Below are 24,802 nucleotides of genomic sequence, written 5' to 3'. Positions count from 1 at the left end.
TCCCAACTTTCCATTTATCCATGAGTAAACGCCGCTACGGCCAGCACGGCCGCGACAACGCCCACACCGGTGACCGCATCGCCATCGAGCCGATGGACGAGAAGCAGTTCCTGGCCAAGCTCCGCGAGGTCGAGGACCCCTTCGTGCTCGTTATCGACGGCGTGCAGGACCCGCATAACCTCGGGGCCTGCCTGCGCAGCGCCGACGCTGCCGGGGTGGACTTCGTGGTGGCTCCGCAGAAGCACACCGTCGGGCTGACCGAGACCGTGCGCCGCATCGCCTGCGGTGGGGCCGACAAGGTCCCCTACATCCAGGTGCAGAACCTCAACCGCACCCTGGAGAAGTTCAAGGAAATCGGCCTGTGGATCGTGGGCACCGGTGACAAGGAGTCGCAGCTGCTCTACGAGGTGGACATGAAAGGCCCGCTGGCCATCGTGCTCGGCCGCGAAGACCTCGGCGTGCGCAAGTCCATCGCCGACAAGTGCGACTTCTTGGTCAAGATCCCCATGCTCGGCTCCGTCGACTGCCTCAACCTCTCCGTCGCCACCGGCGTCTGCCTCTTCGAGGCCGTCCGGCAACGGCAGGGCTAGCAGCTCTGTTCATGCGCCCACAGGAAAAGGCCTGTGAAGAAATTCCGACCGTGCATGTCTTTCCAGACTGTTCGGTGGTGCGATAGGTGATAGCGGTTAAGAAAATCGGGGTTAAGAGGATTTTGATAGTGTTTCTCAAAATCTCTTTCTCCCGGGGCATGGGCAATGATGAGAAGACCTTGGTAGGGCCTATACAGATTGCTTTCTGTATGCAATTTCGGCGCAAGCTTGAGTACCCGTTTCGCTAGGTCGATAGGTTCTTTGTCATGTTGTTTATCTAGGCGAAATGTATCGCCAAAGCAGCGAACTTTTGTGGATGCCTGCGTGTGGAGATGCAGATCCAGATATTCATCGCTCTCGAGACGAAAGATAATTCGATCGGTCGTTTTCCAGTGAACTTCCCAGCCGCACTGTTTTCCCAAATCGGCCTCAGGGATTTTTCCCCCGTAGAGTTGATAGAGAGGTATGAGTCGATTGGGCCAGCTGTGCTTTTTTCGCAAGCCGTACAGCCCGTGCGGGGCTTCTTGCTTATCTAGCTTGCGTAGGCCCGAAAAAAGTGTAGCTGGCCAGTTCATCCGCCCATGCCGTAGAAGCGTTTGTGCTTACGGAAGAGGTTGTATTTGAGGATGGCGTAGATGGCGCGCACGCCGTCTTTCCAGCCGATCTTTTTACCCTCGGAGTAGGTGCGCCCGTCGTAGCTGATGCCGACCTCGTAGATGATACAGCCGGAGTGGGCGAGCTTGGCGGTGATCTCTGGCTCGAACCCGAAACGGTCTTCCTCGATCTGGAACTGCTGGATGATGTCCCGCCGGCAGACCTTGTAGCAGGTTTCCATGTCGGTCAGGTTGATGTTCGTGAACATGTTCGAGAGCGTGGTCAGGAAGCGATTCCCGAGCATGTGCCAGAAGTAAACCACGCGGTGGGGGCCGCCACCCAGAAAACGTGAGCCGAAGACCACGTCCGCGCCGCGGTAAAGAATCGGCGCGATGAGCACGGGGTAGTCACGCGGATCGTACTCGAGGTCAGCGTCCTGGATGATGACGATGTCCCCCGTGGCGGCGGCAATGCCGGTGCGCAGGCCCGCGCCCTTGCCCTGGTTGACCTCGTGGCGCAGGAGCTTGTGGTAGGCATCGGGGCTAGCCTCCAGCACGCCGAGCGTGTTATCGGTCGAGCAGTCGTCCACGACGATGAGCTCCAGCTCGTGCTCGGAAAAGACGGGGCTCTCCTTGATGCGGCCAAGTATCTTGAGGACGGTTTCCTCCTCGTTGTAGCAGGGTACGATGACGCTCAGGATCATTCTGAGCCTAGTATTGACGGGTGCGGCAGGCTTGGCAAGACGGTATGGATTCGCGCTTGAAGCGGGAAAGCTTTCCGGGATAATCCGTGATCATGCACCGTTTCCTTGTCCGGCATTTGGAAACCGCGGCCAAAGTCCCTGTCTACGCCCGCCATCATTGGCGCACCTTGTTGATTCGTGGCTGTGTCATCACGATCGCGATCGTGCTGGTGGTTGTGATTGGTAAGCATCTCGATGCGGACCTGCCGGGTATGGAGGGGTGGATCGAGGAGCAGGGGCCGTGGATGCCGGTTATCTTCTGCGCGATTTTTCTGGTGGCGAGTTTGCTCTGTCTGCCGGCGGACATCTTCGTCTTTACGGCCGGTACGCTCTTTGATCTGGGGTGGGGCTTTGCGCTGGCGGCGCTGACGGAGTACATCGCGATGGTGATCCAGTTTTTTATCGCGCGCGGCTTTCTGAAGAAACGTATCGAAAGCTTCATGGAGAAGCATCCGCGCTTCCGTGCCATCGACAAGGCTGTCAGTAAAAAGGGCCTGCGGATTGGCTTCCTGCTGCGGTTGGGGCCGGTGCCCTTCAGCCCGCTGAGCTATGTGCTCGGGGTGAGCCGTATCCGCTTCCGCACGTATATGCTGGCCAGCGTGGGTATGCTCCCGAGCCTGCTGGCCGTGGTTTACTACGGGGTCGTCGCCCGGCACCTGACGCGCTTGGCCACCGGCCAGGAGCACCATGGCTGGGTGCACTATGCCAGCATGATTGTGGGCGCCATCGTGGCGCTGTTTGCCTCTGTCTACATCGCACGAGTCGCCCGCAAGGCTCTCAAGGATGCCGACGCACTGTGAGGGCGGGGCGCTGCTTAGGGATTCACCGCACACGTTTTAAGAACGCATTATCGGCAAATCTGATCTACGCGGGATGCGGGCTTGCCATGAGGGGGTGGCTGGCATTTTCATGGTGGGATGTTAAAGTGGGTACGTAGCGCAGCTCGCGCTTTGATCATCCGTGACGGCCAGTTACTGGCTGTGCGTATGCAGCGCGTACCCTCTCAGGTGTTTTACATCCTGCCCGGCGGCGGCCAACGCCATGGCGAAACGCTGCAGGACACCCTCCAGCGCGAATGCCTGGAGGAGATCGGCACCAAGGTCATTCCCGGCGAGATCGCCTATGTGCGGGAGTACATCGGCCGCCATCACCACCTGCGCAAGCTTCACAAGGATTTTCACCAGCTTGAGGTGGTCTTCCATTGTTCGCTGCCCGAGGGGGTTGAGCCCAGCCCCGGCACCGAGCGCGACCGGCTCCAGATCGGGGTCGAGTGGTTGCCCCTCAGTAAACTCAACGACATCGAGTTCTACCCCGAGGTGCTAAAGAAGCTGATAGACGACGGGCAGGTGAATGCGACCCGCCTCTATCTCGGCGACATTAATTAGCGTTGGCCAGGGCGCTGGGGCCGGAAATCGTCATCCCGGTGGGCATGGTCCGGGTCTCATTTTTAACGGGAAGCTCGTCGCGCCCTTCAATGCCGCCCGGCGGATCGAAGTAGGGCAGGTAAACACCGGCATCCAGGCGGATGCTGTCGAGCGTCACCACAGAGGCAATCTCCCCCTCCTGATAGCACTCGATGCGGTGGGGGAGTATGAGCTTGTCCACGGAGCGGTAGTCTGAAAACCGGTACTCGGTGGTGTGTGTTTGCCCATCCTCGACCCAGGTATAAGCCATGGCGTAGTCGAGATAGGTGTCCGGATCGATACTGTAGAGCTCGACACCACCGTCCTCTAGCTGGACCTCGATCTGCAAGACCTTGATGTTATCCAGCTCGGCCTCGCCGAGGTAGGTGCGGGTGATGGTGGTATTGTCGTCTGTATGAAGATGCCCGAACATTTCGTCATCGCGAATCAGCTCCTGTTTTGCGGCCCCGGTCAGCTCCAGGGCTTGAGGGCGCTGTCGTGTGGTCTGCCAGGCCGTTTTTCCGTTGTAGCCCATGATCAGGTCTGTCGTTTCGAGCTCGATGGTCATGCGCATCAGATTCGGCTTCTTCTTCACCTGAACGAAGCTGTAGGTTTCCCCTTCCTGCTCGATCGTTCCCTCCATGCGTAGCGTCTCGATGGACGAGATGTAGGTTTTGCCGCCCTGGACTTTTTGATACTCGGCCAGGACTTCCCGAAGTCCCGGCTCTCGGGGGGCGTTAGCGGCGGTCAGGATGTCCGGGCACAGCAAGGCACAAAGGATGAGGGCAGGTAGCAGTTTCATGGCAATCAATGTGTCGGCTGCGGGTATCACAGCCGTCACATCGACGACATTATTGTGTCAGCACGGCATACGCGTGGCGTAGCGGTGACGTTTCCGAAACAAGCGCTTCGGCTACTAGCTTCCCCTATTGGGAAATAGGGGCTGAGCCCCGGCTTTGTGTCAGGCCGGGCGGTAGACGTGCTTGTTGATGCCCTGCGCGATCTTGGCGCGGTACACATCGAGATTCTCGATCACGCCCATGCCGAGCAGCTGGTAACCGATGTTGCCGACGGAGGTGCCCTCCAGGCTGTAGCTGGTGACGGGCAGGCCGCTGGCATCGGCGATACGCTGGCACAGGAGCTGGTTTTTGGAGCCACCGCCAACGATGGCGATGTTGTCAAAGTCCTCGTGCGTCATGCGCCCAAAGAGGGCCACGGAGTCGGCGACGGAGCGGGCCAGTGAATCACAGATCAAGCGCATATAGGCGGCGAGGGATTCAGGCGGTGTACCACCCTGGCGGCTCAGGTTTTCGTCGATCGCGGCCTTCATGTCCTCGGGATTGAAAAGCGCTTCGTCGGTGCAGTCGATGAGCACATCGGGGGTGGGCAGGTCTGCGGCCTGGTCAGTGACAGCATCCCACTCGGCACCACTCTTGGGCTTGTTGGGGAGCTTGGAGGAGAGCTGCTCCAGCAGCCAGAGCCCGAGCAGGATTTTATTCGGACGATAGCCGCCCAGGCCGTCGCGCTCATTGCTGACTCCGAGCTTGTAGGCATCGTCGCCTTTAGCCGGTTGGGCCGTGAGGCCCCCGACGAGCAGCCAGGTGCCCGCGGAGATAAAGATATCGTTACCGGTCTTCGGGATCGCCTCAAAGGCGCAGGAGGTGTCGTGGCCGGGGACGAGGATAGTCTCGACGTCTTCGAGCCCTTCGATGTCGCGGACCTTGCCGAGCTTGGCTCCGGCTTTCGAGGGGCCCTCAAGCCACTTTTGCGGGATGCCGAAGTACTCCAGTGTTTCTTCTGAAAAGGAGACGCCGTCGATGTCGAGCAGCTGGCCGGTGCTGGCAATCGAGACCTCATTGCACATCTTGCCCGAGAGCAGGTAGTTGAAATAATCCGGGAGCAGCAGCACGCGGTTGGCCATCTCCTTCAGCTGGGGGAAGGCGCTCAGGGTTTCGCCGAGCTGGATGGCGGTGTTGTAGTTGATCGGGGGGAGTCCGGTCCAGTCGTAGAGTTTACGGTCGTCGCCGGAGTCGATGATGCGCTTGCGCAGGGCCTCCGTCCGCTGGTCGCGGTAGGCATGCATCGGGAAGCACAGGCGTCCGTCCTCATCGAGCAGGACGTGGTCCACGCCCCAGGTGTCCACGCCACACGAGACCAGACCGGGGAAGAGCCGCTTGGCCTCCTGCAGGCCCTTGCGGACCTGGGCAAAGAGGGAGCCGATGTCCCAGTAGTCGTTATTGTTCAGGCGATTGAAGCCGTTGGGAAAGCGGTGGACCTCGGTCAGTTCGAGGCCATCGTCAGACCAGGTTCCGACGATGACGCGTCCACTGGTGGCTCCCAGGTCGATGGCGGCGGCGTGTACTTTGTTCATGGAGGGGTTGCTGGAAAAAGGTTGGGGTTCGAGAGGTGGCTTCAGGATTCGATCCGGCTGGGAGGTGCTACGATGATACGGGTTCCGGCCTTGGCGGCAGGCTCCGCTATCTCGGCGGGTGGCTCCTTGTCGGTGATGATGGTAAACTTGTCGGAGAGCTCCGTCACCAGGCTCAGGGCGCGTTTGCCCATCTTTGTGCTGTCCATGACGAAGTAGAGCTGGTCGCAGACATTGATCATGTGCTGCTGGAAGGACGCGATAAAGGAGTTGTTGTTCCAGATGCCCTCGGGGGTCATCCCGGCGCAGCCACACACGGCGATGTCCACGTGTACGCGGTTGATCGCCTGCTCACAGGCCGGGCCGTAGAGGATGCCGAGGCGGGAGTAGACCGTGCCACCGGTGACAATCGTCTCCGAGGAGCCGACCTCGCCGAAGAGCGCAGCGATCGGCAGGGAATTGGTGATGACGACCAGACGCTTTTCCACCAGGGCGCGTGCCACGGTATAGGTGCTGGTGCCCCCATCGAGCATGACGGTCATGCCCGGCTCGATCAGCTCGGCCATCTTGCGGGCGATGGCGTGCTTCTGCTCTGTCTGGCGGTTGTCCTGCGTGATAAAGTCGTAGCCGGTCGAGCTGGTGTCCTCTTCGACCAGACTGGCTCCGCCATGGTGGCGGCAGATGATATTGGCGGCCTCCAACTCGTTCAGCGCGCGCCGGACGGTGGACAGGCTGATGTCGAACTTGTCGGCAAGCGTATGCAGGTCCGCGTACTTGTGTTCGCGGATATACTTTTCGATCAGGTCGAGGCGCTGTTTATTCGTCATGGAAACGTCCGTCAATCTAGGGCGCTTCCATAAACTGTCAAAAACATTCAGTTGCTTCCACTGGGATGGAGCTATTCTTCCGTCAGGGCGTCCCAGAGGCTCCAGGGGGCAATTTCCAGGCTGTTTCCGGCTGGATCGCGGAAGTAGAGCGAGTGCACGCCCTCGCGCCAGATGTGCTCCATCTCCAGCGGGATGCCCAGCTCCTCCAGCCGGTACCTCCAGCCGGGGATATCCGCCGCCTCGATGCGGAAGCAGACGTGGGTGGAGCCGCGGGTGCCGTGCGGGGGCACTTCGTCGTTATCAGCCGAGGCCTGCGGATCGAAGATCAGCAGCATGGTGCCGTCGAGCTTGTAGAAGATGTACTTGCCCTCCTCGCGGGCCAGCGGCTCGTGCCCGAGCAGGCGCGTGTAAAAGGTTTCCGCCGCAGGCAGGTCGTCTGCGTAGAGGCAGGTTTCGAGGATCTTGTTCAGGTTCAAAGTTTGAGCGATTAATCGTTAAAGCGTGGCTGCGCGGGGCCTATCGGCCCCACACCTTTCAAACGCCCAGACGCGGAACGCTCAAACTTATTTAACGCCCGATATGCCGCAGCGGCTTGCCCGCGTAGATGTTTTCCTCGATTTTCTCCAGCGGCACGCCACGGGTTTCCGGCAGGAAGCGTATGGCCAGCGCCAGTCCCACGGCTGTGAATCCGGCGTAAATGAGGAAGGTGAACGACATGCCCAGCCCGTCTTTCATCACCGGGAAGAGCTGGCTCACGAAGTAGTCCACGAGCCAGTTGGCGGCAACCGCCACGCTCATGCCGATCCCGCGGAAGCGGATGGGGAAAATCTCACTGATCATCAGCCAGCACAGCGGCCCGGCACTGATGGCAAAGCAGATGATGTACAGCAGGATACTGGCGAAGATCCAGTACGTGATGGCCGGAGGCTTACCGGGCTTCACGGCTGTACCTGCCTGAGCGGCCTCGCGGGTGTCGGAGGTTTGCTCATGGGTGACGGCCGACCCGGCATTCGGGAGGGTATGGCGCTGGCCGGCACTGTCGGTCGTGGTGATGGCCTGTGCCTCGGGGGCGGCAGTCTGCTGGAACTTCTCATACCGGTGAAACAGGTACGACTGCGCACCGAGCATGATAATGATCCCGGTCACGCCGATAAACATCAGCTTACGGCGGCCCAGTTTATCCACCAAAAAGATCGAGACAATCGTAGCGATAAGGTTGACCAGCCCCATCGCCACTTGGGCCCACATCGCCGCCGAGGCGCTGAATCCTCCCTGGCTGAAGATTTGCGGCCCGAAGTACATGTCCGCGTTGATCCCGGTGGACTGTTGGAAAAACTGGAGGAAGAAGCCCAGCAGCATGACCGGCAGGATCAACTTCCCGAAGCAGGCCTTGATGTTGACGCTGGTTTTGCGGGCAGCGGCTTCGTGGATGTCGCAGAAGGTCGAGCGAGCTTCCTCGCGCCCCATCATCCTCAGCAGCACATGGTGAGCCTCCTGCAGGTACTTGTTTTCGATCAGCCAGCGGGGGCTGTTCGGCATCCGCAGCATGCCAAAGAGAAAGATAAACGCCGGGACGAGGCCGATGCCGAGCATGACGCGCCAGTTCATCGAGGTGTCCTTGATGGAGGCATCCACCACCACACCGACAATGAAGGAAAAGAGAATGCCGACCACAATCGATAGCTGATACATGAACAGGATGCGCCCGCGTGATTCCGGCGGGGCCACCTCGGCCATATACATCGGGGTGATCACGGCGGAGTTACCGATGGCCAGCCCCATCATCAGGCGCGCGGCCACAAAGACCCCGAAGGCCGGGGCGACAGCGGCCACCGCGATCCCGGCGATAAACAAAATGGCGTTGAAGATGAGCCCCTTTTTTCGCCCGAAGCGGTCCGAGACCTTACCGCCAAAGAGAGCCCCGATCAGGGCGCCCAGCGGAACTGCGGCGACCCAGAGCCCTTGCAGCAGTGGAGCCTGCTCCAACCCGAAGAAATTGTTCACGGAGCTGCCGGTGGCGGCTGCGATCGAGGCGTCGAAGCCGAAGAGCACCCCCGACATGGCAGCGACCGTGCCGACGAAGAAGCTGCTCAGGGGTTTGATGGCGACCTTTTCCAGTGCGCTCTCGACCTCTTCGAGGATAGCGCGCAGATGGGTGGGGATAGACGATTGGGCCGAGGCTGGATTACTCATGGGCAACGAGAGGGGTTGACCGCAGCATCCCTACCGGCACGCACGGATACGGACCGGCAACGGCCGGGGCTTCCGGGGCAGGGAAATCTTGCGGTGAGAGAGGGTTCAAGACGTGCCGGATGGGGTTTATCACAGTTCATCGGATACACCTGCCTCTGGCAAGGTAAGAATGCCAGTCTGTGAGGACTTTCTTGCTCCGATGTAGTCCCTTTACACTACGGCTTAAAATGCCACGCAATAGAATATTTTAACCACAGAATCCGCCCAAGGGGACTTCTTCTTTGTGGTTAATCATCAACTGTGGAAACACTAAGATTGATCCGGACAGGATGCTTTTCCTCCGTGCCACAGTGCCTCGGTGTGAGGTCTGTTATTTTAAGCCTTATCTAGAGCTACTCCCCGAAGACGTAGTTGCGGCGGCCTTTGGCGCCCGGTTCACAGGCGAACAGGTGCCCGGCGACTTTGGCCTCATCGGGGGTCATTTCGTCGATACCTGCCTTGGAGGTATTGATGTAAAGGGTGCTCAGGTCGGGACCGCCGAAGCTCACGCAGGTCACCTTGGGGGTCGGGCAGGGGACCTGCTCGATCATCTGGCCGGTCTGTGAGTCATAGCAGGCGACCATGGAGCCCCCGTAGATCGCGACCCAGAGGTTGTCGTCGGCGTCGATGGTCATGCCGTCGGGCACACCGAGGTCCTGCGGCACCTCGACCACCGTGCGGCGGTTTTCCAGGTTGCCGGTAGCGGCGTCGTAGTCAAAGGCTTCGACCAGGCGGGTGGGGGAGTCGATGTAGAACATCGTCTGCTCGTCCTTGGTCCAGCACAGGCCGTTGGAGATGGTGACGTTGTCGATCAGGTGGCGGTAGTTAAAGTCTTTCTCGATCAGCCAGAGGCTGCCCCAGGGGCCCTTGCCGCCGTAGGCCATGGAGCCGCCATAGAGGCGTCCGTCCGGGCCGGGCTTACCGTCGTTAAAGCGCGTTTCGTCCATCCCGGCCTCGGGGTCGACGATAAAGGTGATCTCGTTGCTCTTGAGGTCGAGCCGGGCAATGCCATCACGGGTCCCCAGCAGCAGATCCCCCTCGACGGTCGGATGTGCGAAGCCGACGTGGCAGGGTACCTTCCACATGCGGTCTTCATCCTTGGCCGGATCGTAGAGGTGGACTTCGCAGGCCAGGATGTCTACCCAGATCAGTTGTTGGCGGTCGTCCCACCAGTAGGCGCCTTCACCGTGTTGGGAGGCGCAGGGATGAAGCATGGTCGGGTGATGGGTTTTCATAGCGGGTTATAGACATTCACAAAAAAACCGGTGCGGCAAGACCGCACCGGCTTCGGTGGTTGAAATCGCTGTTTTTCTCAGGGTTGAGAAGACTTCGGTCTCACGCCCCACGGTGGGGCTAGGGATGAAGCAAGGCGCGCAGCGCCGCAATCAAAGTTTTTTGGGAAGAGCGCGAGAAACCCTTTTGTCCACAAAAGGGTCTCTCGCATGTATTCCCCAAAATACTCCTTAAATCTTCTCGCCCTTGGCGTTGGTGCCGCAGATCGAGACCTCGATACCCAGCTGGCGAGCCAGCTCGGCCTTGGCGTAGAGACACTGGTCGGCAGCGGCGGCGGTGTTGGCGTAGGCGACGTTGAGGTGGTTGGCCTTGTGGCGGGCCATCATCTGGTCGCGGCTGACGCCGTAGCTGACGAAGTGCATGATCGGCCACTGCGGAGTCGTTTCCTCCAGGCGGCGCTTGGTTTCCTCTTCGGGCAGGGAGATCGCCTTACCACGGCCGATGTCGAGCTTGAGCTTACCGTCCTCGACGTAGATGCGGCTCCAGACCAGCTCGCCTGGATGGGCCACGCCCATGAGCGTGCTGCCACCGGCCGGGAAGTACATGGCGGGCTGACGGTAGCCGTGGGAGCCCTTCCAGCCGCCCTCGTGGTGCTCGACGGGAGCGCCACCGGAGATGAGGAACACCCAGACGTACTCGTCGGTGGTGCCGGACTGGTCCCAGTCACCCCAGCGCAGGTCGTGCAGGGTGGTTTCGGGCGGTTGGCCCAGGGCGCGGTGGATGCGGTTGGTGAAGATCGCGTCGAGGCCGACGCACTCGTCCACCTCATTGAAGTGCGGATAGGGCAGGCCCTTCTTGATGATCTCGCCCTTGGCGTTCTTGACCGGCGGGCGGTCGGAGCTGTTGAGCAGGCCCTCGACGAGGTCGGAGGCCGGGCAGAGGTCCTTCAGGCCCTGCTGGTACTGGATGCCGATGGCTTCGCAGCCAAAGGTGTCCCCGATGCGGCAGGCGGCGATGTACATCTTGCACTGTTCGATGACCTGTTCCTTGACCAGTTCGGTCTTGGGGTCCTTGCCGTAGTGGAAGGTGAAGCCCTTCTTCTCGATGAACTTGTAAACCTCTTCGGCTTCCTTGTTGGAAACCTGGCTCATTTCATAAAGCAGGGCGCTCTGGCTGAGGCGTTCCTTGTAGACGCCGAGCGGGAAGAGCAGCTCGTCCGGGATGGCGGCGTTATACATGCCCATGCAGAACTCGTCGAACACGCCCATGATTGCCTTGTTCTTGTCGAGGTCGGCGGCAATCTTTTCGGCCACTTTCTTGGCGCGCGCGGGGGCCTTCTTCGGGGCGTACTTGCGCACGTGGGAGGTGGCGTGCTTGACCTCACCGGTCTTGAGCCAGCCTTCGAGGTTCTTCTGGAAAGCCTTGTCGGAGGAGAAGTCTTCGCTCCACAGGGTGGAGTACTTGACGCCGGCCTTGGTCATGGAGCCGTTAAGGTTGAGCATGCCGACGAGGCCGGGCCAGGTGCCGCTCCAGTTGGCGACGGTCAGGATCGGGCCTTCGTGCGAGATCAGACCGGCGAGCAGGTGGTGGGAGTACTGCCAGACGGCTTCGGCCACGATGAGGGGGGCCTTGCGGTCGATCTTCGAGAAGATCTCCATCCCTTCCTTTTGGCTGTCGATGAAGCCGTGGCCTTCGTTCTTCTTGAACGAGTGGGCACGCTTGAGCTTATAGCCCAGGAGGGAAACGATCTTCTTCAGTTCATTTTCCATCTTCTCCTGTTCGGGCCAACACATCTGGTTGGCGGAGAGGCGGAGGTCGCCACTGGCAACGAGGAGGACGGTTTTTGCGGGGGTTTTATTGGCCATGATACGTGTTGGATGATTTTGGCGTTTTATGAAGATTTTATTCAAGCCACGCTGTCAGCGAACTGGCAAGGGAAATTACCGCTTGAGGCGTGGATTTTAAAGGGGTGAAGCCGCTGTTCTAGAGGGCCTTACAGAAGCTGATTTGTGGAAAATCAGTGGTTTATGTTCACCTTTTATTCTAAAAATACCACTAAAACGAAAGTGCTCTAATCTATCGGGTAATCCCTCGGGTCAGTGTGTGAACGGTGAGTTCGGCCGGACAGTTGAAGCGCAGAGGGACGCATCCGGCGCCTGTGCCCCGCGAGGTGTAGCCCTGAAGTTTGCCGTGACGCCATGGGCCGGAGCAGAAACTGCGCGGCACAGGGCAGTGAGTGATCAGCGGGCGGCCACCGGGCAGGCAGAGCTGCCCCCCGTGGGTATGACCGGAGAGCATGAAGTCCGCTCCGAGCGCCTCGGCCTCCAGGTAGGTCTGTGGACTGTGGGAGAGCAGGACCGTGCAGGCTCCTGATGGGATGCCCTGCCAGGGACGCGCCAGGTCGTGGGTCTGATAATAGTAGGCATCGTCCACGCCCGCGAACCATAGCACCTGTCCGTCGCGCTCGATCGGGGTGGCCTCGTTGAGCAGCACGCGAATCCCCATGGCCTCCAGATCGGGCACCTTTTCGATAAAGTCGTGGTTACCGAGCACGCCGAGCATGAGGCCGTGCACGTGGCGGTAAATGAGCGCCGTCTGCCGCATGCTGGTCCGGTGGCAGTCGCGGGTGCGGTTGCGGAAGTCCCCGGTGTTCACGCACAGGTCGTACTCGATGCCCTCCAGCGCGGCGACGACCTTGTCCGGCAGCGCCGGGTCGAGGTCGGTGTGCAGGTCGGCGATCTGGAGGATACGGTAGCCTTCGAATGCCTCGGGCAGGCTTGGCAGGATGACGCGGTTATGGATCAGGCGCACATCGAGAAAGTTCCGGTATCCGCGCCCATAGAGGCCGGTCGATTTAAAGAGGACCGTGAGCAGGTTCTCCATGCGGATGTATTTCTCCAGCCGAAAGATGCCCCGCCCCTGTATCGCCATGTGGGCTTCGAGCTCCTGCTGCGCCCGCAAGCGGCGCTCCAGGTTATCTTCACCCAGTCGCTGGCCGAGCTGTGTATACAGGTCGCCGGTCGGTTCGGATGAGGGGATTGCCGCAGCGGTGTCCATACCGGAAGCCTGAACCATTGCCCAATTTTACCCCCGCGGCAACACCGTATCGCGTGCATTAAAAGCTGCTCCTGCCAGAATGCCGACAGGTGTAACCCGCGCTTGTCATTGGCGCGCGGATCGGTTTGGATAGGTGGTTCTAATGTCCAACGAAGCCACCAACCCCTTCGATTCGATCGAGGAAGCCATTGCTGCGATAGCGGCGGGCGAACCCGTGATCGTGACCGATGACGAATCCCGTGAAAACGAGGGTGACATCATCGTCGCCGGCTCTAAAGCCACCCCCGAGATCATCAACCTGATGATCCGCGAGGCACGCGGCCTGGTCTGCGTGCCCATGGCCGCTCCGCAGCTTCAGCGCCTCGGCATCCACTCCATGGTGGCTAACAACCGCGAATCGCACGGGACAAACTTTACCGTCTCGGTCGATGCGACCGAGGGCATTACCACCGGTATCGGTGCCTACGACCGCTACAAGACGATCAGCATCCTTTCCGATCCGGAGGCCACTCCCGACCAGCTCGTGCAGCCGGGCCACATCTTCCCGCTCGGGGCGAGACCCGGTGGCGTCCTCCAGCGCGCCGGTCACACTGAGGCTGCCGTGGACCTCGTCACGCTGGCGGGCTTGTTCCCGGTCGGCGTTATCTGTGAGATTTTAAAAGAGGACGGCTCGTCCGCCCGCCTGCCGGACCTGGTTGAGTTCAAAAAGAAGCACGGCCTCAAGCTCGTCTCCATCGCGGACCTGATCCACTACCGCCACAAGCGCGAGAAGCTCGTCACCTGCGTGGCGAAGCTGCCCTTCGAGTCCGAGTTCGGGCAGTTCGACCTGCATGTGTTCCAGAGTCAGTCCGACCACCGCAAGCACATTGCCCTGACCCGTGGCGAGCTCAACGCCGAGCCCACGCTCGTGCGCGTCCACAGCGAGAACATCCTCGGCGACATCTTTCTGTCCAAGGCTGTAACCGGCCACTCCTCCCTGACCAAGGCCCTCCAGCGAGTGGCCGAGGAGGGGCACGGCGTTGTGCTCTACATGGAGCAGCCCGATGGCGGCGTGAAGCTCGTGCCCGGTGCCGACGGCGAGCCTGCCCTGGCCCCCGCCAAGATGGACTTCCGCGACTACGGGATCGGCGCGCAGATCCTCTCCGAGCTGGGCCTGCGCAAGATCCGGCTCCTCTCCAGCACCGAGCGCCGCGTCGTCGCCCTCGACGGCTACGACCTCGAAATCGTCGAGACCGTCCCACTCTGAGTCGTACCGCAGCGCTTGCGATTACGGTAAAACCGGGCAAAACTTCGGTTTGCACTCGGGCGTTTTTTGTTAAAACTCCTCCCTCCGCCATTACCGCTGTTTGCTGTTCTTACTAAAATTTACCTGACATGTCTTTCCACGCACCAGAACCTTTAAAGATCGATGGCTCGGACCTCTACTTCGGTGTCGTCGCAGCCCGCTACAACGGCGACTATGTCGAGGCCCTGATCAAGCGCATCGCCGATATTTTCAAGGAGGCTGGCGTCCCGGCTCCCAATGTCCGCGTGGAGCGCGTCCCCGGCTCAAACGAGATCCCCTACGTGGCCCAGATGATGGCCGCCTCCCGCCAGTACGACTGCATCGTCGCCCTTGGCGTGATCATTCGCGGCGGTACCGCACACGATGAGGTTATCGCCCACAGCACCGCAGGCATCCTGCAGCGCATCTCCATGATGACGGAGTGCCCGATCATCAACGGTATCCTCACCGTCAACAATCTGGAGCAGGCCGAGGAGCGCGTAAACGGTCATGCCGACCGTGGGGCCGAGTTTGGCCGCGCAGCCCTGGAGATGGCCCGCCACAAGCTCAAGTACGTGCAGCTGCTGGACGACATCGACGCCGAGGCCGCCGCTAACGACATCAACGACCTTTTTAACAAGAACTGACCCATGCCCGAGTACGAACAAGCCCCCGGTGAAGATCCGCAGCTCCCTCAGCCCGCGGAAAAGGCTCCCCGTGCCAAGGCACCCTCGCCCCGCCGCCAGAACCGCGTCGCCGCCATGCAGTTTCTCTACATGGCCGAGGTAAATGTGCCCACCGAGCTGGCCGCCTCCCTTTACGACTTTTTCCACAACCGCGAGCACCCGCGCGACTTCTACGCCTTTGCCGAGTCGCTCGCCTCCGGTGCCTGGGAAAACCGCGAAGCGGTGGATGCCGCCATCCGCGAGCACGCCAAAAACTGGGCCTTTGACCGCATCGCCAAGGTGGACCTCGCCATCCTGCGCCTGGCCATCTACGAGCTGCTCTTCCGCCGCGACATCCCGCCCATCGTCTCCATCAACGAGGCCATCGACCTCTCCAAGGAGTTCTCCACCCCCGACGCCAAGCGCTTCATCAACGGCATCCTCGACAAGCTCAAAGGCACCCTCGACCGTCCGCTGCGCACGGCGGATGTGTGAAGATGTCATACATCTCCTATCGTGACAAAGGATAGGACGATTGTTGCTCCACCGGCTATAGCAAAACACCAAAGTGCTCCCACTGATATGTTGTACTTGGCCTGTATGGAATTGATTTCGCTCGCAAGAAAATAGGTAAGTATGAATATCCCTGCAGCTAAGATGGTGACGGACAGGGGGATTAATAATATTACTAGTTTTCTTATCAACCGAGTGTCGGGACTATCTTCGGTTGAGCCTTTTCTGTTTTTTGCGAGTGGTATTATTGCTGCCAACATTGTTGCTGCTGGGCTTAATAATGTTCCTGCTGCAATCAAAACCTGAATCCAATCTGAGCTCCTCATAGTATATTTGAGTGTACTTGCTATTTGGTGTTCAGGTGTCAACCTTTACTGGGGGGGGTATGCGAATATCCTTTTCTAGTACGAGGCTGCGACTAAAGTAAATCCTCCCTATGGCCTCATTTTTTTCGCGATTCAGAGATGGTCTGAAAAAGACCACGCCGACCTTTTACAAGATATTCGGTAAGGTCGGGGGCATTTTCAGCGGCAAGAGCCTCGATGCGGCCAGCCTCGACGAGCTGGAGGAGGCCCTCTACGGGGCGGACTTCGGGGTCGAGACCGCCACCGAGATTATCGAGGAGATTCAGGCCGCCTACAAAAAAGACAAGTCCCTGCGCGGGCAGGACGCCGCCCGCATCGGGGCCACCGTGCTCAAGCGCGTGCTGACGGGGGCCGAGCTGACGGGTGATTTCCGCGAGCACAACCCCGAGGTCATTTGCCTGATCGGGGTCAACGGCTCCGGCAAGACTACCACCGCTGCCAAGCTCGCCTGGCGCTTTAAAGAAGAGGGGCGCGGGGTCGTGCTCGGCGCTTGCGATACATTCCGCGCTGCAGCCAACGAGCAGATCAAGACCTGGGCCGACCGCCTCGACCTGGAGCTGGTCGCCAGCCAGCACAAGGCCGATGCCGCCGCCGTGGCTTTCGATGCCTGGCAGGCCGCCAATTCGCGCCACCGCGACATCCTTGTTCTCGACACCGCCGGTCGCCTCCACACCAAGAGCAACCTGATGGAGGAGCTGAAGAAAATTCGCCGCGTCCTGCAAAAGCACGACGAGAGCGCCCCGCACCATGCGTGGCTGGTGGTGGATGGCTCCCTCGGCTCGAACTCCATCGACCAGGCCCGCGTGTTCCACGAAGCTTTTGGGCTGACCGGCCTCATCATCACCAAGCTCGACGGCACCAGCCGGGGCGGTGCGCTGGTGGGCATCTACCGCGAGCTGGGCATCCCCATCGCCTTCGTCGGGCTGGGCGAGCAGAAGGAGGACCTCCAGCCCTTTAGCGTCGATAACTACGTCAACGCCATCTTCGGGCTGGAGGCTTAGTTAAGGCTGCCCGCGAAGGGACGCGAAAAAACGCGTAGCGAATTTATCTATTAAAAAATCTCCGTGCCTCTGTGCCTCCGTGTGAGTAAAACCCAAATACCATGAGCGAGCAATTGACCGTCGAACTGGGGGAGCGCAGCTACCCGATCATCATCACCGCCACCCGTGACGAGCATGATATTGCTTTAAACAAGTACGGCGGTATGGTGCGAAATACTGCCGTCATCTACGATCATAATACCTTCAAAAATTGTCTTAATCGGGTGCCCGATCAAGTTGTAAGTATTGGCTTTAGTCCCGGGGAGCAGACCAAGTGCTTCACCAACCTCCAGCGCATCATGGACGAGATGGCTGAGGCCCGCATCGATCGTGGCGGTAAGCTGATCGCGCTCGGCGGGGGTGTCATCGGCGACCTCGGCGGCTTCGCCGCTGCCAGCTACCTGCGCGGGATCGACTTCTTTCAGGTGCCCACCACGCTGCTTGCCATGGTGGACAGCTCCGTCGGCGGCAAGACCGGGATCAACATCGCCGCCGGTAAGAACCTCGTCGGCGCCTTCTGGCAGCCGCAGGCGGTTTTCATCTGCACCGAGTTTTTAAAGACGCTCCCGCCGCGCGAGTTCGCTGCCGGGATGGCCGAGATCATCAAGTACGGGATGCTCTACGACCGCGCGCTTTTCGACCAGCTCGCCGCGCTGGAGGAGCCCCTGAGCTGGGAGCACCCGGCGCTGCCCGGCATCATCCGTCGCTGCTGCGAGATCAAGGCCGAGGTCGTCAAGGCCGACGAAAAGGAAACCGCCGCCAGCGGGGGGCGCGCCCTGCTCAACCTCGGGCACACCTTCGCGCACGCCATCGAGAACGTCGCCGGCTACGGCACCTACCTGCACGGTGAGGCCGTGGGCATCGGCCTGGTGCTTGCCGCCGAGCTGTCTGTCCGCCTGAGCGATGACGGCGCGATCGGCTTCGACTTCACCGCCGAGGATGCCGCCGCCGTGCGCAAGCTCGTCGCCGCCAATGGCCTGCCGACTTCCCTCCGCGATCCCATCGGTGGCCAGGCCGCTCCCGCCCTCGACCTGGAAAAACTGTTGGACGCCATGCGCCGGGACAAAAAAGTCCGCTCCGGCCGCCTGCGCTTTGTGGCCATGGAGGAGATCGGCCGCGCCGTCACCGTGGCCGATGTCGACGAGAGCTGGATCCGCGAACTGTGGACCGCCAGCAGGGGATAGTCCTGCACCAACGAATAAACCCGGTACGTAACGAATTTTCCCATGCCTTCGCCTTGGCGAAGGCATCAGTGGTGCGCCAGCATCACAGGTCCAGGACTTGTCCTGGCGGATAAGGCTTGCGCGGGGCGCTTTTGGCCCCAAGAACCCTTCTTAATCATGGAGTTGAACGACGAACAAAAGGCGCAGGTCGCCGCCTGGGTCCGCGAAGGACTCGGTCTGTCCGAGGTACAAAAGCGTCTGGCCGAAGAGCTGGACATCAACATGACTTTTATGGACGTCCGCTTCCTCGTCGACGACCTCGATCTGGAGCTGGTGGACAAGGCCCCCAAGCCCGATGCCGACCTGAGTAAGGCCCCGCCGCCTCCGGCCCCCGCCGCCGCTCCCGAGCCCTTTGGTGAGGAGGGTCCCGTGCCGTTCCCCGGAGCTGAGGATGAGCCCGCCGGGCTGGGTAGCTCCGTCAGTGTGGACCTCGACAAGGTGCAGCGCCCCGGCGCGGTGCTGAGCGGTTCGGTCACCTTCAGCGACGGCAAGACCATGGACTGGCAGCTCGACCAGATGGGACGCCTCGGCCTCATCCCGCGTGGTGACGATGCTGAGTACCGCCCCAGCGAGGAGGACCTCGGCGCGTTCCAGATGGAGCTTCAGCGCGAGCTGCAGCGTTCCGGCCGCCTGCCCTAGGCTGTTGTCCTGCGGCGCCTGCCGGTCTCCGGTAGAAATGCTAAAAGCACCAGTGCGGCTGCCATCCCGAGCGGGAGCAGAGTCAGCCCCTCTTGATACGTGGCCAGATCGAGCGTCTTGCCGTAGGCCTCTTCGGCGGGCTGTCCGCTTTTGCGCACCAGTAGCCACCCGATCAGCGGCTGCATGAACCATCCGCCGATGAGCAGGGCCATCATGTTTGTAAAGGCCATGGCCGGGCCGTGCTGACTGGGCTTAACGAGGTCGGGCGTCGCCGCAAACCCCATCACGTAGCCGGAGAGGGTGACGCCGAGGACAAAGATCAGCACGCACCCCGAGGTGATGCCGAGCCCCGGCAGGTAAAACAGTGCGCAGGTCAGCCCGAGCGAGATCAGACCGCTGATCCAGACGATGGGCTTGCGGGTGCCGATCCGGTGCTCCAGCCAACCGGCGGCGGGCAGGCCGAGTGCGCTTCCCCAGAAGAGCAGGGAGCAGGCAAAGGAGGCCGTGGGTAGGCTGGCGTCGAGGCGCAGCTCTAAAAAGGGTACGCCCCAGCCGAGCCCGAAGGCTGTTATGATCGCGAACAGCAGCCCGGTGACCAGACCGTTGATCCATAGCGCCCGGTTGGTGAGCAGGGGGCCGAGGCTGGCCAGGGCTTCGCCCAGCCGTGGGCGCGGCTCCTCGGGTTGCGGGTGGGGAGTCGTTTGGGGGCGGTCACGCACCATGATCCAGGCAAACGCCGCCAGCGCCAGGCCCATGGCAGCACCTCCGACCATTGATGCCCGCCAGCCCATATGGTGGACGGTGGCGCCCAGCACTTCCTGCCCCACGGCTCCGCCGACCATCCCGAGCATCTCCGTGAGACCGGCGATGAGCGCGAACTTTTCCGGCGGAAACCACCGCGCACCCAGGATCAACGTGCTGACGACCGCGGGTGCGGCACCGACCCCCATCAGGATACGGGCAGCCTCCGCTACGCCGCGTGTGGGAGCGAGCCCGAACAAAAGCGACGCCAGCGCGCACAGCAGGAGTCCGGCAGCCATTACCCGCCGTGGTCCGAAGCGGGCCACGATCACCCCGGCGGGCATCTGCAGCAGCAGGTAGGTGGTATAAAATTCCGCCGAGATGACCCCAAAGCCCACCTCGTCGATGTGAAAGCTCCGGATCAGATCCGCCTGCATCACCGTCGTGGATGCCTGCAAAACGAATTGATATAGGACAAACCCACCGGCCGCGGCCCACACCAGCCATGCCAGCCACCGTGACGACTCGGGCGGGGCAGCGGGTGCGGTGGGGCGTGGCATAGGGTTGTTAGGCCGGAGCCGCTTCGCTCTCGGCCTCTTCTTTGAGCAGGGATTCGTAGAAGCAGGTCAGCGTGCAGTGCATGTATGGCACTAGCCAGAGATAGCCGATCATCAGTGTGAAGAGGCAGCCCAGCGCCAGCAGCATAAAGATCAACTGCAGTCGGAACAGCCGCCATTTGTTCCCGATCATGAGCGCATGGCTGCGCTTAAAGCTCTCAAAGATCTGCGCATCTGGATCGTCTGCCAGGATATAAAAAACCTGGGAAAGCATCAGGCTGACGATGGTGACGGCGATGATCAGTCCCAGAACCAGGACAACGCTGCCGGCAATCGTAAGTGGGCCGAGGTCTCCACCCCCGCTTGTCTCCATGGGGATTCCAATCCCGAGTAAAATCCCCCCCGGAATCGCCGAGAGGAACAGCACACACATAAATATGGCCGCGTACAGAAGATAGGCGAGCAGGGTCTTCCAGAAGAGGGGGAAGGCGGAGAAAAGCTGGTCGATCTTGGCCTCGCCACCACGGGTATAGGTGAGCCAGAAGCGCAGCGATCCGACCATCAGGACGCCACAGAGGAGCAGGTTAGCGAGGCTGCCGATATACGGGATCATGTTCACCCCGATTTCGATCAGTCCGTAGATCAGGCAAAAGCCGATGCCGAGGCCCCAGCGCCCGCTCATCAGATCACTGGCCATGCCCATGAGCTGGCGGGCCGTGGCGTGGGCGGGTATCTCCAGCTGGGTTGGTGGGACGGCCGAGCTATCCGCGCGCGAGCGGGAGTGGCTGACCATGGGCGGTAGCCCCTGACCTGAATTCATGGATAAAGGCAGGCGTGAGGCCAGCTCGGTTTGTCCGGCGGGCAGCCAGTCGCTCATCCCTTCGCGCCAGACCAGTGTCTGTGCGGTGATGATGCGCTGGGCGATGAGGCGGTCCATGTCGGCCTCGCTCACGGGGCCGTGCTGTTGGTTGGAGAGCGCGTAGTACCACATAAGCAACGGGCGTTATTCTCCGATCATCTCACGGAATGAGGATTCGTCAATGATCGTTACGCCCAGCTTGCGGGCCTTGTCGAGCTTGCTCCCGGCGGAGTCACCGGCCAGCACGTAGTCGGTCTTCTTGCTGACGCTGGAGCTGGACTTGCCTCCGGCTTTCTCGATCAGGGCGGTGGCCTCGCTACGGCTGAGTGAGGGCAACGTACCGGTCAGGACGACAGTCTTACCCGAGAGGGGCGCGTCCTCCGCCGGGGCGGCAGGTGCCTCCTCTTCGATACGCAGGCCGTGCTCGATCAGGCGGTTAACCAGTTCGAGCTGTTCCTCGTCCTTGAAAAAACTGTGAATGCTCCGGGCGACAATCTCCCCGATGCCGTCCACCTCGATCAGCTCTTCCCCGGTGGCGCGCATGAGCGCGGGCAGGCTGTGGAAGTGGGCGATGAGGTCCTTGGCCGACTGGGCTCCGACATTGGGGATGCCCAGTGCGTGCACGAGCCGCCAGACTTCTTTGTCGCGGCTGGCATCGATGGCACTGACGAGATTCTCCGAAGACTTTTGTGCAAACTTATCCAGCTCCAGGAGGTCCTCGACCTTGAGCGTGTAGAGGTCCGCAGGCGTGCGCGCGAGCCCACGGCTGACGAGCTGATCCACCACGGCCTCGCCGAGGTTTTCGATGTCGAGACAGGGCTTGCTGGCAAAGTGCTTGAGCTTGCGCCGGATGAGTGCCGGGTCGTCTCGGCCCTTGAGCCGCCAGAATGCCTGCCCCGGCACGCGCTCGGCCTCGATATTCTTCTGTTTCAGGAACGCCGCGAAGTCAAAGGGCTGGCTGTCCGCGGGGCGCTTATCAGTCACGACGCGCAGTACCTGCGGGATGATCTCCCCGGCTTTCTGCACGACGACGGTGTCGCCGGGGCGGATGTCCTTGCGGGCGATTTCGTCCTCATTGTGCAGGGTGGCGCGGGAGACGGTGGTTCCGGCGAGCTGCACGGGCTGCAAGTGCGCGACCGGGGTGACGGCGCCGGTACGGCCGATCTGCACATCGATCTTCTCCAGCAGTGTCTCGGCCTGCTCGGCCGCAAACTTATACGCGATCGCCCAGCGGGGGGATTTCGCGGTAGCGCCGGCCTCGGCCTGCAGGGCAAAATCGTCGAGCTTGATCACGGCTCCATCCGTTTCATAGGTGAAGTCGTGGCGGAGTGTATCGAGTTTTTCGATACGTTTCCAGGCTTCGTCGATATTCTCAGCCATCCAGTACTTTTCCAGGGTGGGCAGCTTCCAGGCTTTGACCGCGTCGTGGAATTCACTTTGTCTGGCAAATGTCCGTGGCTCGCATGCCCCCAACCCGTAGAGGACAATCTCCAGCCGTCGCCCGCCGACACCGGCCAGTTGCTTGATCGTACCGGCGGTCAGGTTGCGGGGGTTGGCAAAGAGGGGGAGTTGCTTCTCCTCGCGCTCGGAGTTGATGCGCTGGAATTCGGCATGGGTCATGTAAAGCTCGCCGCGAATCTCGATCAAGCTGGGGGCATCCCCTGCCAGCCTGTCCGGCAGGTTAGGAACACCTTCACGGACATTAGCGGTCACGTCGTCGCCCTCGACGCCGTTGCCCCGGGTGACGGCCCGCACGAGCTTGCCGTTTTCGTAGGTCAGGCAGACGGCCACGCCGTCGATCTTGGGCTCAACGACGTAGGAGAGCTTGCCTTCGGGGAAAATCCGAAGCAGGCGTGCGTCGAACTCCCGCAGCTCGGCTTCGCTATAGGTGTTGTCGAGCGACATCATGCGCTCGCGATGCTTGACCTTGGCAAAGCCCTCGGTGCGGTCATCGCCGACGCGCTCAGTGGGGGAGGGGCCTTCGGCCAGCTCGGGGTAGGCGGCCTCCAGCTCGGCCAGTTCACGCTTGAGCGCGTCGTACTGCTGGTCCTCGATTTCGAGGCTGCCCTGGCGGTAGTATAGCTCGTCGTGACGGGTGATCGTTTCCCGTAGCTGGGGGATGCGCCGGGAGGCCTCGGACTTGTCCATCATACACCTCCGAGCATGCGAAGCCCCTGCTCAGAGGGCAAGCTTCAGCATCGGGAAAACATGGCCGGATACCTCACCGGCCTCTATCGCTTTTTCACCCCTTCAGACGCGTGGCTTAGCTCTGCTTTTTTGCAGGCAGGAAACGCCATTCCAGCAAACGCCGGTACAGGCCCCAGCGTTGGTAAACCAGCGTCGCTACGATGGCGCCTGCCATGTCGGCCAGGAGGTCGGCGAAGTCCATGGTGCGGTTGGGATTCGTGCCTTGGTGGAGCTCATCCGAGAGCCCAAAGGCGATGGTTAAGCCAATAGCCCAAAGTGCACGACGTGCTGGCGGCATGGCCGGATCGAGTGCCCGGTACACGGCGGTGGCCAGCAGGCCAAAGACCAGCACATGGATAAGCTTGTCGATCTGGAAGATGCCAGGGACAACGCCAGATGGAACTGTGCCGCCCGAAAGCAAGGATATGCCTAGAGCTAGTCCGACGGGAAACAGCCAGCGGGCACGATGATGGCGTGGACTGTGTGCCTTTGCCGGGGATGTCTCCGGCGCGTTATCGGAACGAGCCGCCATCGGGGAGATTAGCTAGCGCTTTGTTTCCCCTGGGCGAGCGCATTGCTCAGCGCCCGGGAAAGGTTCTCGATCAGGAAGGGCTTCTGGACAATCTCCGTGACGCCCAGTTCTTTCAGGCGTGCCTCGGTGCTGGCGTCATTGAAAGCCGTTACGAGGATGAAAGGGAGCCCCGGGCGGATCGAGTAAAGCTGCTCGGCCAGCTCTGGTCCGGACATTTCCGGCATCTTCGAGTCCGACAGAATGACGTCGAAATAGTCTGGGTGGCGCTTGATCATCTCCAGAGCCTCAGACCCGTTCTCAGCCACGCTCACGCGGTAGCCAAGGGTGTGGAGGATGTCCATGCCCAGTCCGCGCATGATGGGCTCGTCGTCGACGAGGAGGATCGCCTTTTTGTCCTCGGGAAAATCTTCCGGCGTGGGGAGCGGAGCCTCAGGCTCGGGGGCCTCGTCTGAGTGCGGTAGTGTGATGGAGAATGTCGTGCGTTTACCCACGATGCTGGCCGCCTGGATGTCGCCGCCGCTGTCCTGTACGATCTTCTGGGCGACGGCCAGCCCGAGCCCGGTTCCGAGCCCGAGCTCCTTGGTCGTAAAGTATGGGTCGAAGATCCGCGGCAGGATTTCAGCGGAAATGCCGGGGCCGGTGTCGCTTACTTCAAGCGTGATGTTCGCGCCTGTGTCATCGATGCCCAGAGTCACGCACAACTCTCCCTCTTTACTGCCGATGGCCTGTAGGGCGTTCTGGCAGAGGTTCATGATCAGCTGCTGCATCTGGCTCGGGTTGGCCACGACACAGGCGGGCGAATCTGGGACGGAGATGCGCAAGTTTACAGACGGACTGACAAAGCCCTCCAGCAGCCGTTCGACGGAGGCGATGGTTTCGCGTAGGTCGAGGACTTTATGGGGGATGTTGTCGTGGCGGCTGTAGGCGGAAATTTGCTCGGTCAGCTCATGGGCGCTGCGCGCGGCGAGCATGACATTCGTCAGGGCCTTGCGGGCGAGCTTCTCGTTTTTAAATTCACGCAGAGCGAGCTCGGTGTTGCCCTGTACGCCCGCGAGAAGGTTCTTCAAATCGTGGGCGATGCCACGGGAAAGTTTCCCCAGGATGAGTAGTTTCTCATCGCTGCAGTTCTCTGGTGCGTTCGGGTCCAGACTGGAAGGCTCGCTCATGGGCA

The 24,802-nt window shown here is 61.0% G+C and carries 25 protein-coding genes; 10 read left to right on the top strand and 15 right to left on the bottom strand.

What is annotated here, in order from left to right:
* The first annotated feature begins 20 nt into the window (after nucleotides 1-20).
* A complete protein-coding gene (gene rlmB / locus K0V07_RS02980) occupies nucleotides 21-590 on the top strand; it encodes a 23S rRNA (guanosine(2251)-2'-O)-methyltransferase RlmB (RefSeq protein ID WP_220623051.1) in 570 nt (189 codons plus the stop codon).
* Here rlmB and K0V07_RS02975 read toward each other — a convergent pair.
* Nucleotides 587-1,165 carry a hypothetical protein gene (locus K0V07_RS02975; RefSeq protein WP_220623050.1) on the bottom strand — a complete coding sequence of 193 codons (579 nt, stop codon included), beginning with the start codon at nucleotides 1,163-1,165 and terminating at the stop codon, nucleotides 587-589. The two genes, rlmB and K0V07_RS02975, sit on opposite strands and share 4 nt — an antisense overlap.
* Nucleotides 1,162-1,887, bottom strand: a complete 726-nt coding sequence (locus tag K0V07_RS02970; RefSeq protein WP_220623049.1) for a glycosyltransferase family 2 protein — start codon at nucleotides 1,885-1,887, stop codon at nucleotides 1,162-1,164. Before K0V07_RS02970 ends, K0V07_RS02975 begins: the two co-directional genes overlap by 4 nt.
* Nucleotides 1,888-1,979: 92 nt before the next feature.
* On the opposite strand from K0V07_RS02970, the gene K0V07_RS02965 reads away from it, so the two are divergent.
* Together K0V07_RS02965 and K0V07_RS02960 are read left to right on the top strand one after the other, a co-directional pair.
* Nucleotides 1,980-2,726 (top strand): TVP38/TMEM64 family protein, encoded by a 747-nt coding sequence (locus K0V07_RS02965; protein ID WP_220623048.1) that lies wholly within the window; start codon nucleotides 1,980-1,982, stop codon nucleotides 2,724-2,726.
* A 117-nt stretch (nucleotides 2,727-2,843) separates the two neighbouring features.
* On the top strand, nucleotides 2,844-3,311 hold the full coding sequence (locus tag K0V07_RS02960; RefSeq protein WP_220623047.1) for an NUDIX domain-containing protein: 468 nt from the start codon (nucleotides 2,844-2,846) through the stop codon (nucleotides 3,309-3,311).
* Here K0V07_RS02960 and K0V07_RS02955 read toward each other — a convergent pair.
* The 8 genes from K0V07_RS02955 to K0V07_RS02920 all read right to left on the bottom strand — a co-directional run bounded on the left by K0V07_RS02955 (nucleotide 3,304) and on the right by K0V07_RS02920 (nucleotide 13,064).
* A complete protein-coding gene (locus K0V07_RS02955) occupies nucleotides 3,304-4,131 on the bottom strand; it encodes a hypothetical protein (RefSeq protein WP_220623046.1) in 828 nt (275 codons plus the stop codon). The two genes, K0V07_RS02960 and K0V07_RS02955, sit on opposite strands and share 8 nt — an antisense overlap.
* A 159-nt stretch (nucleotides 4,132-4,290) precedes the next feature.
* Nucleotides 4,291-5,700, bottom strand: coding sequence for an FGGY-family carbohydrate kinase (locus K0V07_RS02950; protein WP_220623045.1), 1,410 nt, complete (start codon nucleotides 5,698-5,700; stop codon nucleotides 4,291-4,293).
* A gap of 41 nt (nucleotides 5,701-5,741) precedes the next feature.
* Entirely contained in the window at nucleotides 5,742-6,524 is a 783-nt protein-coding gene (locus K0V07_RS02945) for a DeoR/GlpR family DNA-binding transcription regulator (RefSeq protein WP_220623044.1), read from the bottom strand.
* A 71-nt stretch (nucleotides 6,525-6,595) separates the two neighbouring features.
* Nucleotides 6,596-7,000 (bottom strand): VOC family protein, encoded by a 405-nt coding sequence (locus tag K0V07_RS02940; protein WP_220623043.1) that lies wholly within the window; start codon nucleotides 6,998-7,000, stop codon nucleotides 6,596-6,598.
* A 91-nt stretch (nucleotides 7,001-7,091) separates the two neighbouring features.
* The gene (locus K0V07_RS02935) at nucleotides 7,092-8,717 is read right to left on the bottom strand and encodes a sugar porter family MFS transporter (RefSeq protein WP_220623042.1); all 1,626 of its coding nucleotides are present in this window, start codon (nucleotides 8,715-8,717) and stop codon (nucleotides 7,092-7,094) included.
* Between the two features lie 392 nt (nucleotides 8,718-9,109).
* A complete protein-coding gene (locus tag K0V07_RS02930; protein ID WP_220623041.1) occupies nucleotides 9,110-9,991 on the bottom strand; it encodes an SMP-30/gluconolactonase/LRE family protein in 882 nt (293 codons plus the stop codon).
* 228 nt (nucleotides 9,992-10,219) lie between these two features.
* Nucleotides 10,220-11,854, bottom strand: coding sequence for a hypothetical protein (locus tag K0V07_RS02925; RefSeq protein WP_220623040.1), 1,635 nt, complete (start codon nucleotides 11,852-11,854; stop codon nucleotides 10,220-10,222).
* Between the two features lie 211 nt (nucleotides 11,855-12,065).
* Complete coding sequence (locus K0V07_RS02920) at nucleotides 12,066-13,064, bottom strand: metallophosphoesterase (RefSeq protein WP_220623039.1); 999 nt, start codon at nucleotides 13,062-13,064, stop codon at nucleotides 12,066-12,068.
* A 124-nt stretch (nucleotides 13,065-13,188) separates the two neighbouring features.
* On the opposite strand from K0V07_RS02920, the gene ribB reads away from it, so the two are divergent.
* The 7 genes from ribB (at nucleotide 13,189) to K0V07_RS02885 (ending at nucleotide 18,755) form a co-directional block, all read left to right on the top strand.
* On the top strand, nucleotides 13,189-14,292 hold the full coding sequence (gene ribB, locus K0V07_RS02915; RefSeq protein ID WP_220623038.1) for a 3,4-dihydroxy-2-butanone-4-phosphate synthase: 1,104 nt from the start codon (nucleotides 13,189-13,191) through the stop codon (nucleotides 14,290-14,292).
* A gap of 128 nt (nucleotides 14,293-14,420) precedes the next feature.
* A complete protein-coding gene (ribH, locus tag K0V07_RS02910) occupies nucleotides 14,421-14,957 on the top strand; it encodes a 6,7-dimethyl-8-ribityllumazine synthase (protein ID WP_220623037.1) in 537 nt (178 codons plus the stop codon).
* 3 nt (nucleotides 14,958-14,960) lie between these two features.
* Complete coding sequence (nusB, locus tag K0V07_RS02905; protein WP_220623036.1) at nucleotides 14,961-15,470, top strand: transcription antitermination factor NusB; 510 nt, start codon at nucleotides 14,961-14,963, stop codon at nucleotides 15,468-15,470.
* Between the two features lie 141 nt (nucleotides 15,471-15,611).
* The gene (locus K0V07_RS02900; RefSeq protein ID WP_220623035.1) at nucleotides 15,612-15,794 is read left to right on the top strand and encodes a hypothetical protein; all 183 of its coding nucleotides are present in this window, start codon (nucleotides 15,612-15,614) and stop codon (nucleotides 15,792-15,794) included.
* Nucleotides 15,795-15,924: 130 nt separating this feature from the next.
* Nucleotides 15,925-16,854 carry a signal recognition particle-docking protein FtsY gene (ftsY, locus tag K0V07_RS02895; RefSeq protein WP_220623034.1) on the top strand — a complete coding sequence of 310 codons (930 nt, stop codon included), beginning with the start codon at nucleotides 15,925-15,927 and terminating at the stop codon, nucleotides 16,852-16,854.
* Between the two features lie 101 nt (nucleotides 16,855-16,955).
* Nucleotides 16,956-18,077, top strand: a complete 1,122-nt coding sequence (aroB, locus tag K0V07_RS02890; RefSeq protein ID WP_220623033.1) for a 3-dehydroquinate synthase — start codon at nucleotides 16,956-16,958, stop codon at nucleotides 18,075-18,077.
* A 156-nt stretch (nucleotides 18,078-18,233) separates the two neighbouring features.
* The gene (locus K0V07_RS02885) at nucleotides 18,234-18,755 is read left to right on the top strand and encodes a hypothetical protein (RefSeq protein WP_220623032.1); all 522 of its coding nucleotides are present in this window, start codon (nucleotides 18,234-18,236) and stop codon (nucleotides 18,753-18,755) included.
* Here the strand turns inward: K0V07_RS02885 and K0V07_RS02880 are convergent.
* The 5 genes from K0V07_RS02880 to K0V07_RS02860 form a co-directional block, all read right to left on the bottom strand.
* Nucleotides 18,752-20,056 carry an MFS transporter gene (locus K0V07_RS02880; protein ID WP_220623031.1) on the bottom strand — a complete coding sequence of 435 codons (1,305 nt, stop codon included), beginning with the start codon at nucleotides 20,054-20,056 and terminating at the stop codon, nucleotides 18,752-18,754. The genes K0V07_RS02885 and K0V07_RS02880 overlap by 4 nt on opposite strands.
* Nucleotides 20,057-20,063: 7 nt before the next feature.
* The gene (locus K0V07_RS02875) at nucleotides 20,064-21,044 is read right to left on the bottom strand and encodes a DUF975 family protein (protein ID WP_220623030.1); all 981 of its coding nucleotides are present in this window, start codon (nucleotides 21,042-21,044) and stop codon (nucleotides 20,064-20,066) included.
* Nucleotides 21,045-21,056: 12 nt separating this feature from the next.
* Nucleotides 21,057-23,063: an NAD-dependent DNA ligase LigA gene (gene ligA, locus K0V07_RS02870; RefSeq protein ID WP_220623029.1), complete on the bottom strand. Its 2,007-nt coding sequence runs from the start codon at nucleotides 23,061-23,063 to the stop codon at nucleotides 21,057-21,059.
* A gap of 112 nt (nucleotides 23,064-23,175) precedes the next feature.
* Nucleotides 23,176-23,631 carry a VanZ family protein gene (locus tag K0V07_RS02865; protein ID WP_220623028.1) on the bottom strand — a complete coding sequence of 152 codons (456 nt, stop codon included), beginning with the start codon at nucleotides 23,629-23,631 and terminating at the stop codon, nucleotides 23,176-23,178.
* 8 nt (nucleotides 23,632-23,639) lie between these two features.
* Nucleotides 23,640-24,797 carry an ATP-binding protein gene (locus K0V07_RS02860; protein ID WP_220623027.1) on the bottom strand — a complete coding sequence of 386 codons (1,158 nt, stop codon included), beginning with the start codon at nucleotides 24,795-24,797 and terminating at the stop codon, nucleotides 23,640-23,642.
* Between the last annotated feature and the right edge of the window lie 5 nt (nucleotides 24,798-24,802).

Origin of the sequence: Ruficoccus sp. ZRK36, from assembly GCF_019603315.1 — a bacterium.
Classification (GTDB): Bacteria; Verrucomicrobiota; Verrucomicrobiia; order Opitutales; family Cerasicoccaceae; genus Ruficoccus.
The sequence above is the reverse complement of the archived record's forward strand: the minus strand, read 5'-3'. Positions and strand labels throughout refer to the sequence as shown.

What these genes read in the sequence shown, in the direction of transcription:
- rlmB (WP_220623051.1), top strand. Translation starts at nt 21, where the DNA reads ATGAGTAAACGCCGCTACGGCCAGCACGGCCGCGACAACGCCCACACC.
- K0V07_RS02975 (WP_220623050.1), bottom strand. Translation starts at nt 1,165, where the DNA reads ATGAACTGGCCAGCTACACTTTTTTCGGGCCTACGCAAGCTAGATAAG.
- K0V07_RS02970 (WP_220623049.1), bottom strand. Translation starts at nt 1,887, where the DNA reads ATGATCCTGAGCGTCATCGTACCCTGCTACAACGAGGAGGAAACCGTC.
- K0V07_RS02965 (WP_220623048.1), top strand. Translation starts at nt 1,980, where the DNA reads ATGCACCGTTTCCTTGTCCGGCATTTGGAAACCGCGGCCAAAGTCCCT.
- K0V07_RS02960 (WP_220623047.1), top strand. Translation starts at nt 2,844, where the DNA reads ATGTTAAAGTGGGTACGTAGCGCAGCTCGCGCTTTGATCATCCGTGAC.
- K0V07_RS02955 (WP_220623046.1), bottom strand. Translation starts at nt 4,131, where the DNA reads ATGAAACTGCTACCTGCCCTCATCCTTTGTGCCTTGCTGTGCCCGGAC.
- K0V07_RS02950 (WP_220623045.1), bottom strand. Translation starts at nt 5,700, where the DNA reads ATGAACAAAGTACACGCCGCCGCCATCGACCTGGGAGCCACCAGTGGA.
- K0V07_RS02945 (WP_220623044.1), bottom strand. Translation starts at nt 6,524, where the DNA reads ATGACGAATAAACAGCGCCTCGACCTGATCGAAAAGTATATCCGCGAA.
- K0V07_RS02935 (WP_220623042.1), bottom strand. Translation starts at nt 8,717, where the DNA reads ATGAGTAATCCAGCCTCGGCCCAATCGTCTATCCCCACCCATCTGCGC.
- K0V07_RS02930 (WP_220623041.1), bottom strand. Translation starts at nt 9,991, where the DNA reads ATGAAAACCCATCACCCGACCATGCTTCATCCCTGCGCCTCCCAACAC.
- K0V07_RS02925 (WP_220623040.1), bottom strand. Translation starts at nt 11,854, where the DNA reads ATGGCCAATAAAACCCCCGCAAAAACCGTCCTCCTCGTTGCCAGTGGC.
- K0V07_RS02920 (WP_220623039.1), bottom strand. Translation starts at nt 13,064, where the DNA reads ATGGTTCAGGCTTCCGGTATGGACACCGCTGCGGCAATCCCCTCATCC.
- ribB (WP_220623038.1), top strand. Translation starts at nt 13,189, where the DNA reads ATGTCCAACGAAGCCACCAACCCCTTCGATTCGATCGAGGAAGCCATT.
- ribH (WP_220623037.1), top strand. Translation starts at nt 14,421, where the DNA reads ATGTCTTTCCACGCACCAGAACCTTTAAAGATCGATGGCTCGGACCTC.
- nusB (WP_220623036.1), top strand. Translation starts at nt 14,961, where the DNA reads ATGCCCGAGTACGAACAAGCCCCCGGTGAAGATCCGCAGCTCCCTCAG.
- K0V07_RS02900 (WP_220623035.1), top strand. Translation starts at nt 15,612, where the DNA reads ATGAATATCCCTGCAGCTAAGATGGTGACGGACAGGGGGATTAATAAT.
- ftsY (WP_220623034.1), top strand. Translation starts at nt 15,925, where the DNA reads ATGGCCTCATTTTTTTCGCGATTCAGAGATGGTCTGAAAAAGACCACG.
- aroB (WP_220623033.1), top strand. Translation starts at nt 16,956, where the DNA reads ATGAGCGAGCAATTGACCGTCGAACTGGGGGAGCGCAGCTACCCGATC.
- K0V07_RS02885 (WP_220623032.1), top strand. Translation starts at nt 18,234, where the DNA reads ATGGAGTTGAACGACGAACAAAAGGCGCAGGTCGCCGCCTGGGTCCGC.
- K0V07_RS02880 (WP_220623031.1), bottom strand. Translation starts at nt 20,056, where the DNA reads ATGCCACGCCCCACCGCACCCGCTGCCCCGCCCGAGTCGTCACGGTGG.
- K0V07_RS02875 (WP_220623030.1), bottom strand. Translation starts at nt 21,044, where the DNA reads ATGTGGTACTACGCGCTCTCCAACCAACAGCACGGCCCCGTGAGCGAG.
- ligA (WP_220623029.1), bottom strand. Translation starts at nt 23,063, where the DNA reads ATGATGGACAAGTCCGAGGCCTCCCGGCGCATCCCCCAGCTACGGGAA.
- K0V07_RS02865 (WP_220623028.1), bottom strand. Translation starts at nt 23,631, where the DNA reads ATGGCGGCTCGTTCCGATAACGCGCCGGAGACATCCCCGGCAAAGGCA.
- K0V07_RS02860 (WP_220623027.1), bottom strand. Translation starts at nt 24,797, where the DNA reads ATGAGCGAGCCTTCCAGTCTGGACCCGAACGCACCAGAGAACTGCAGC.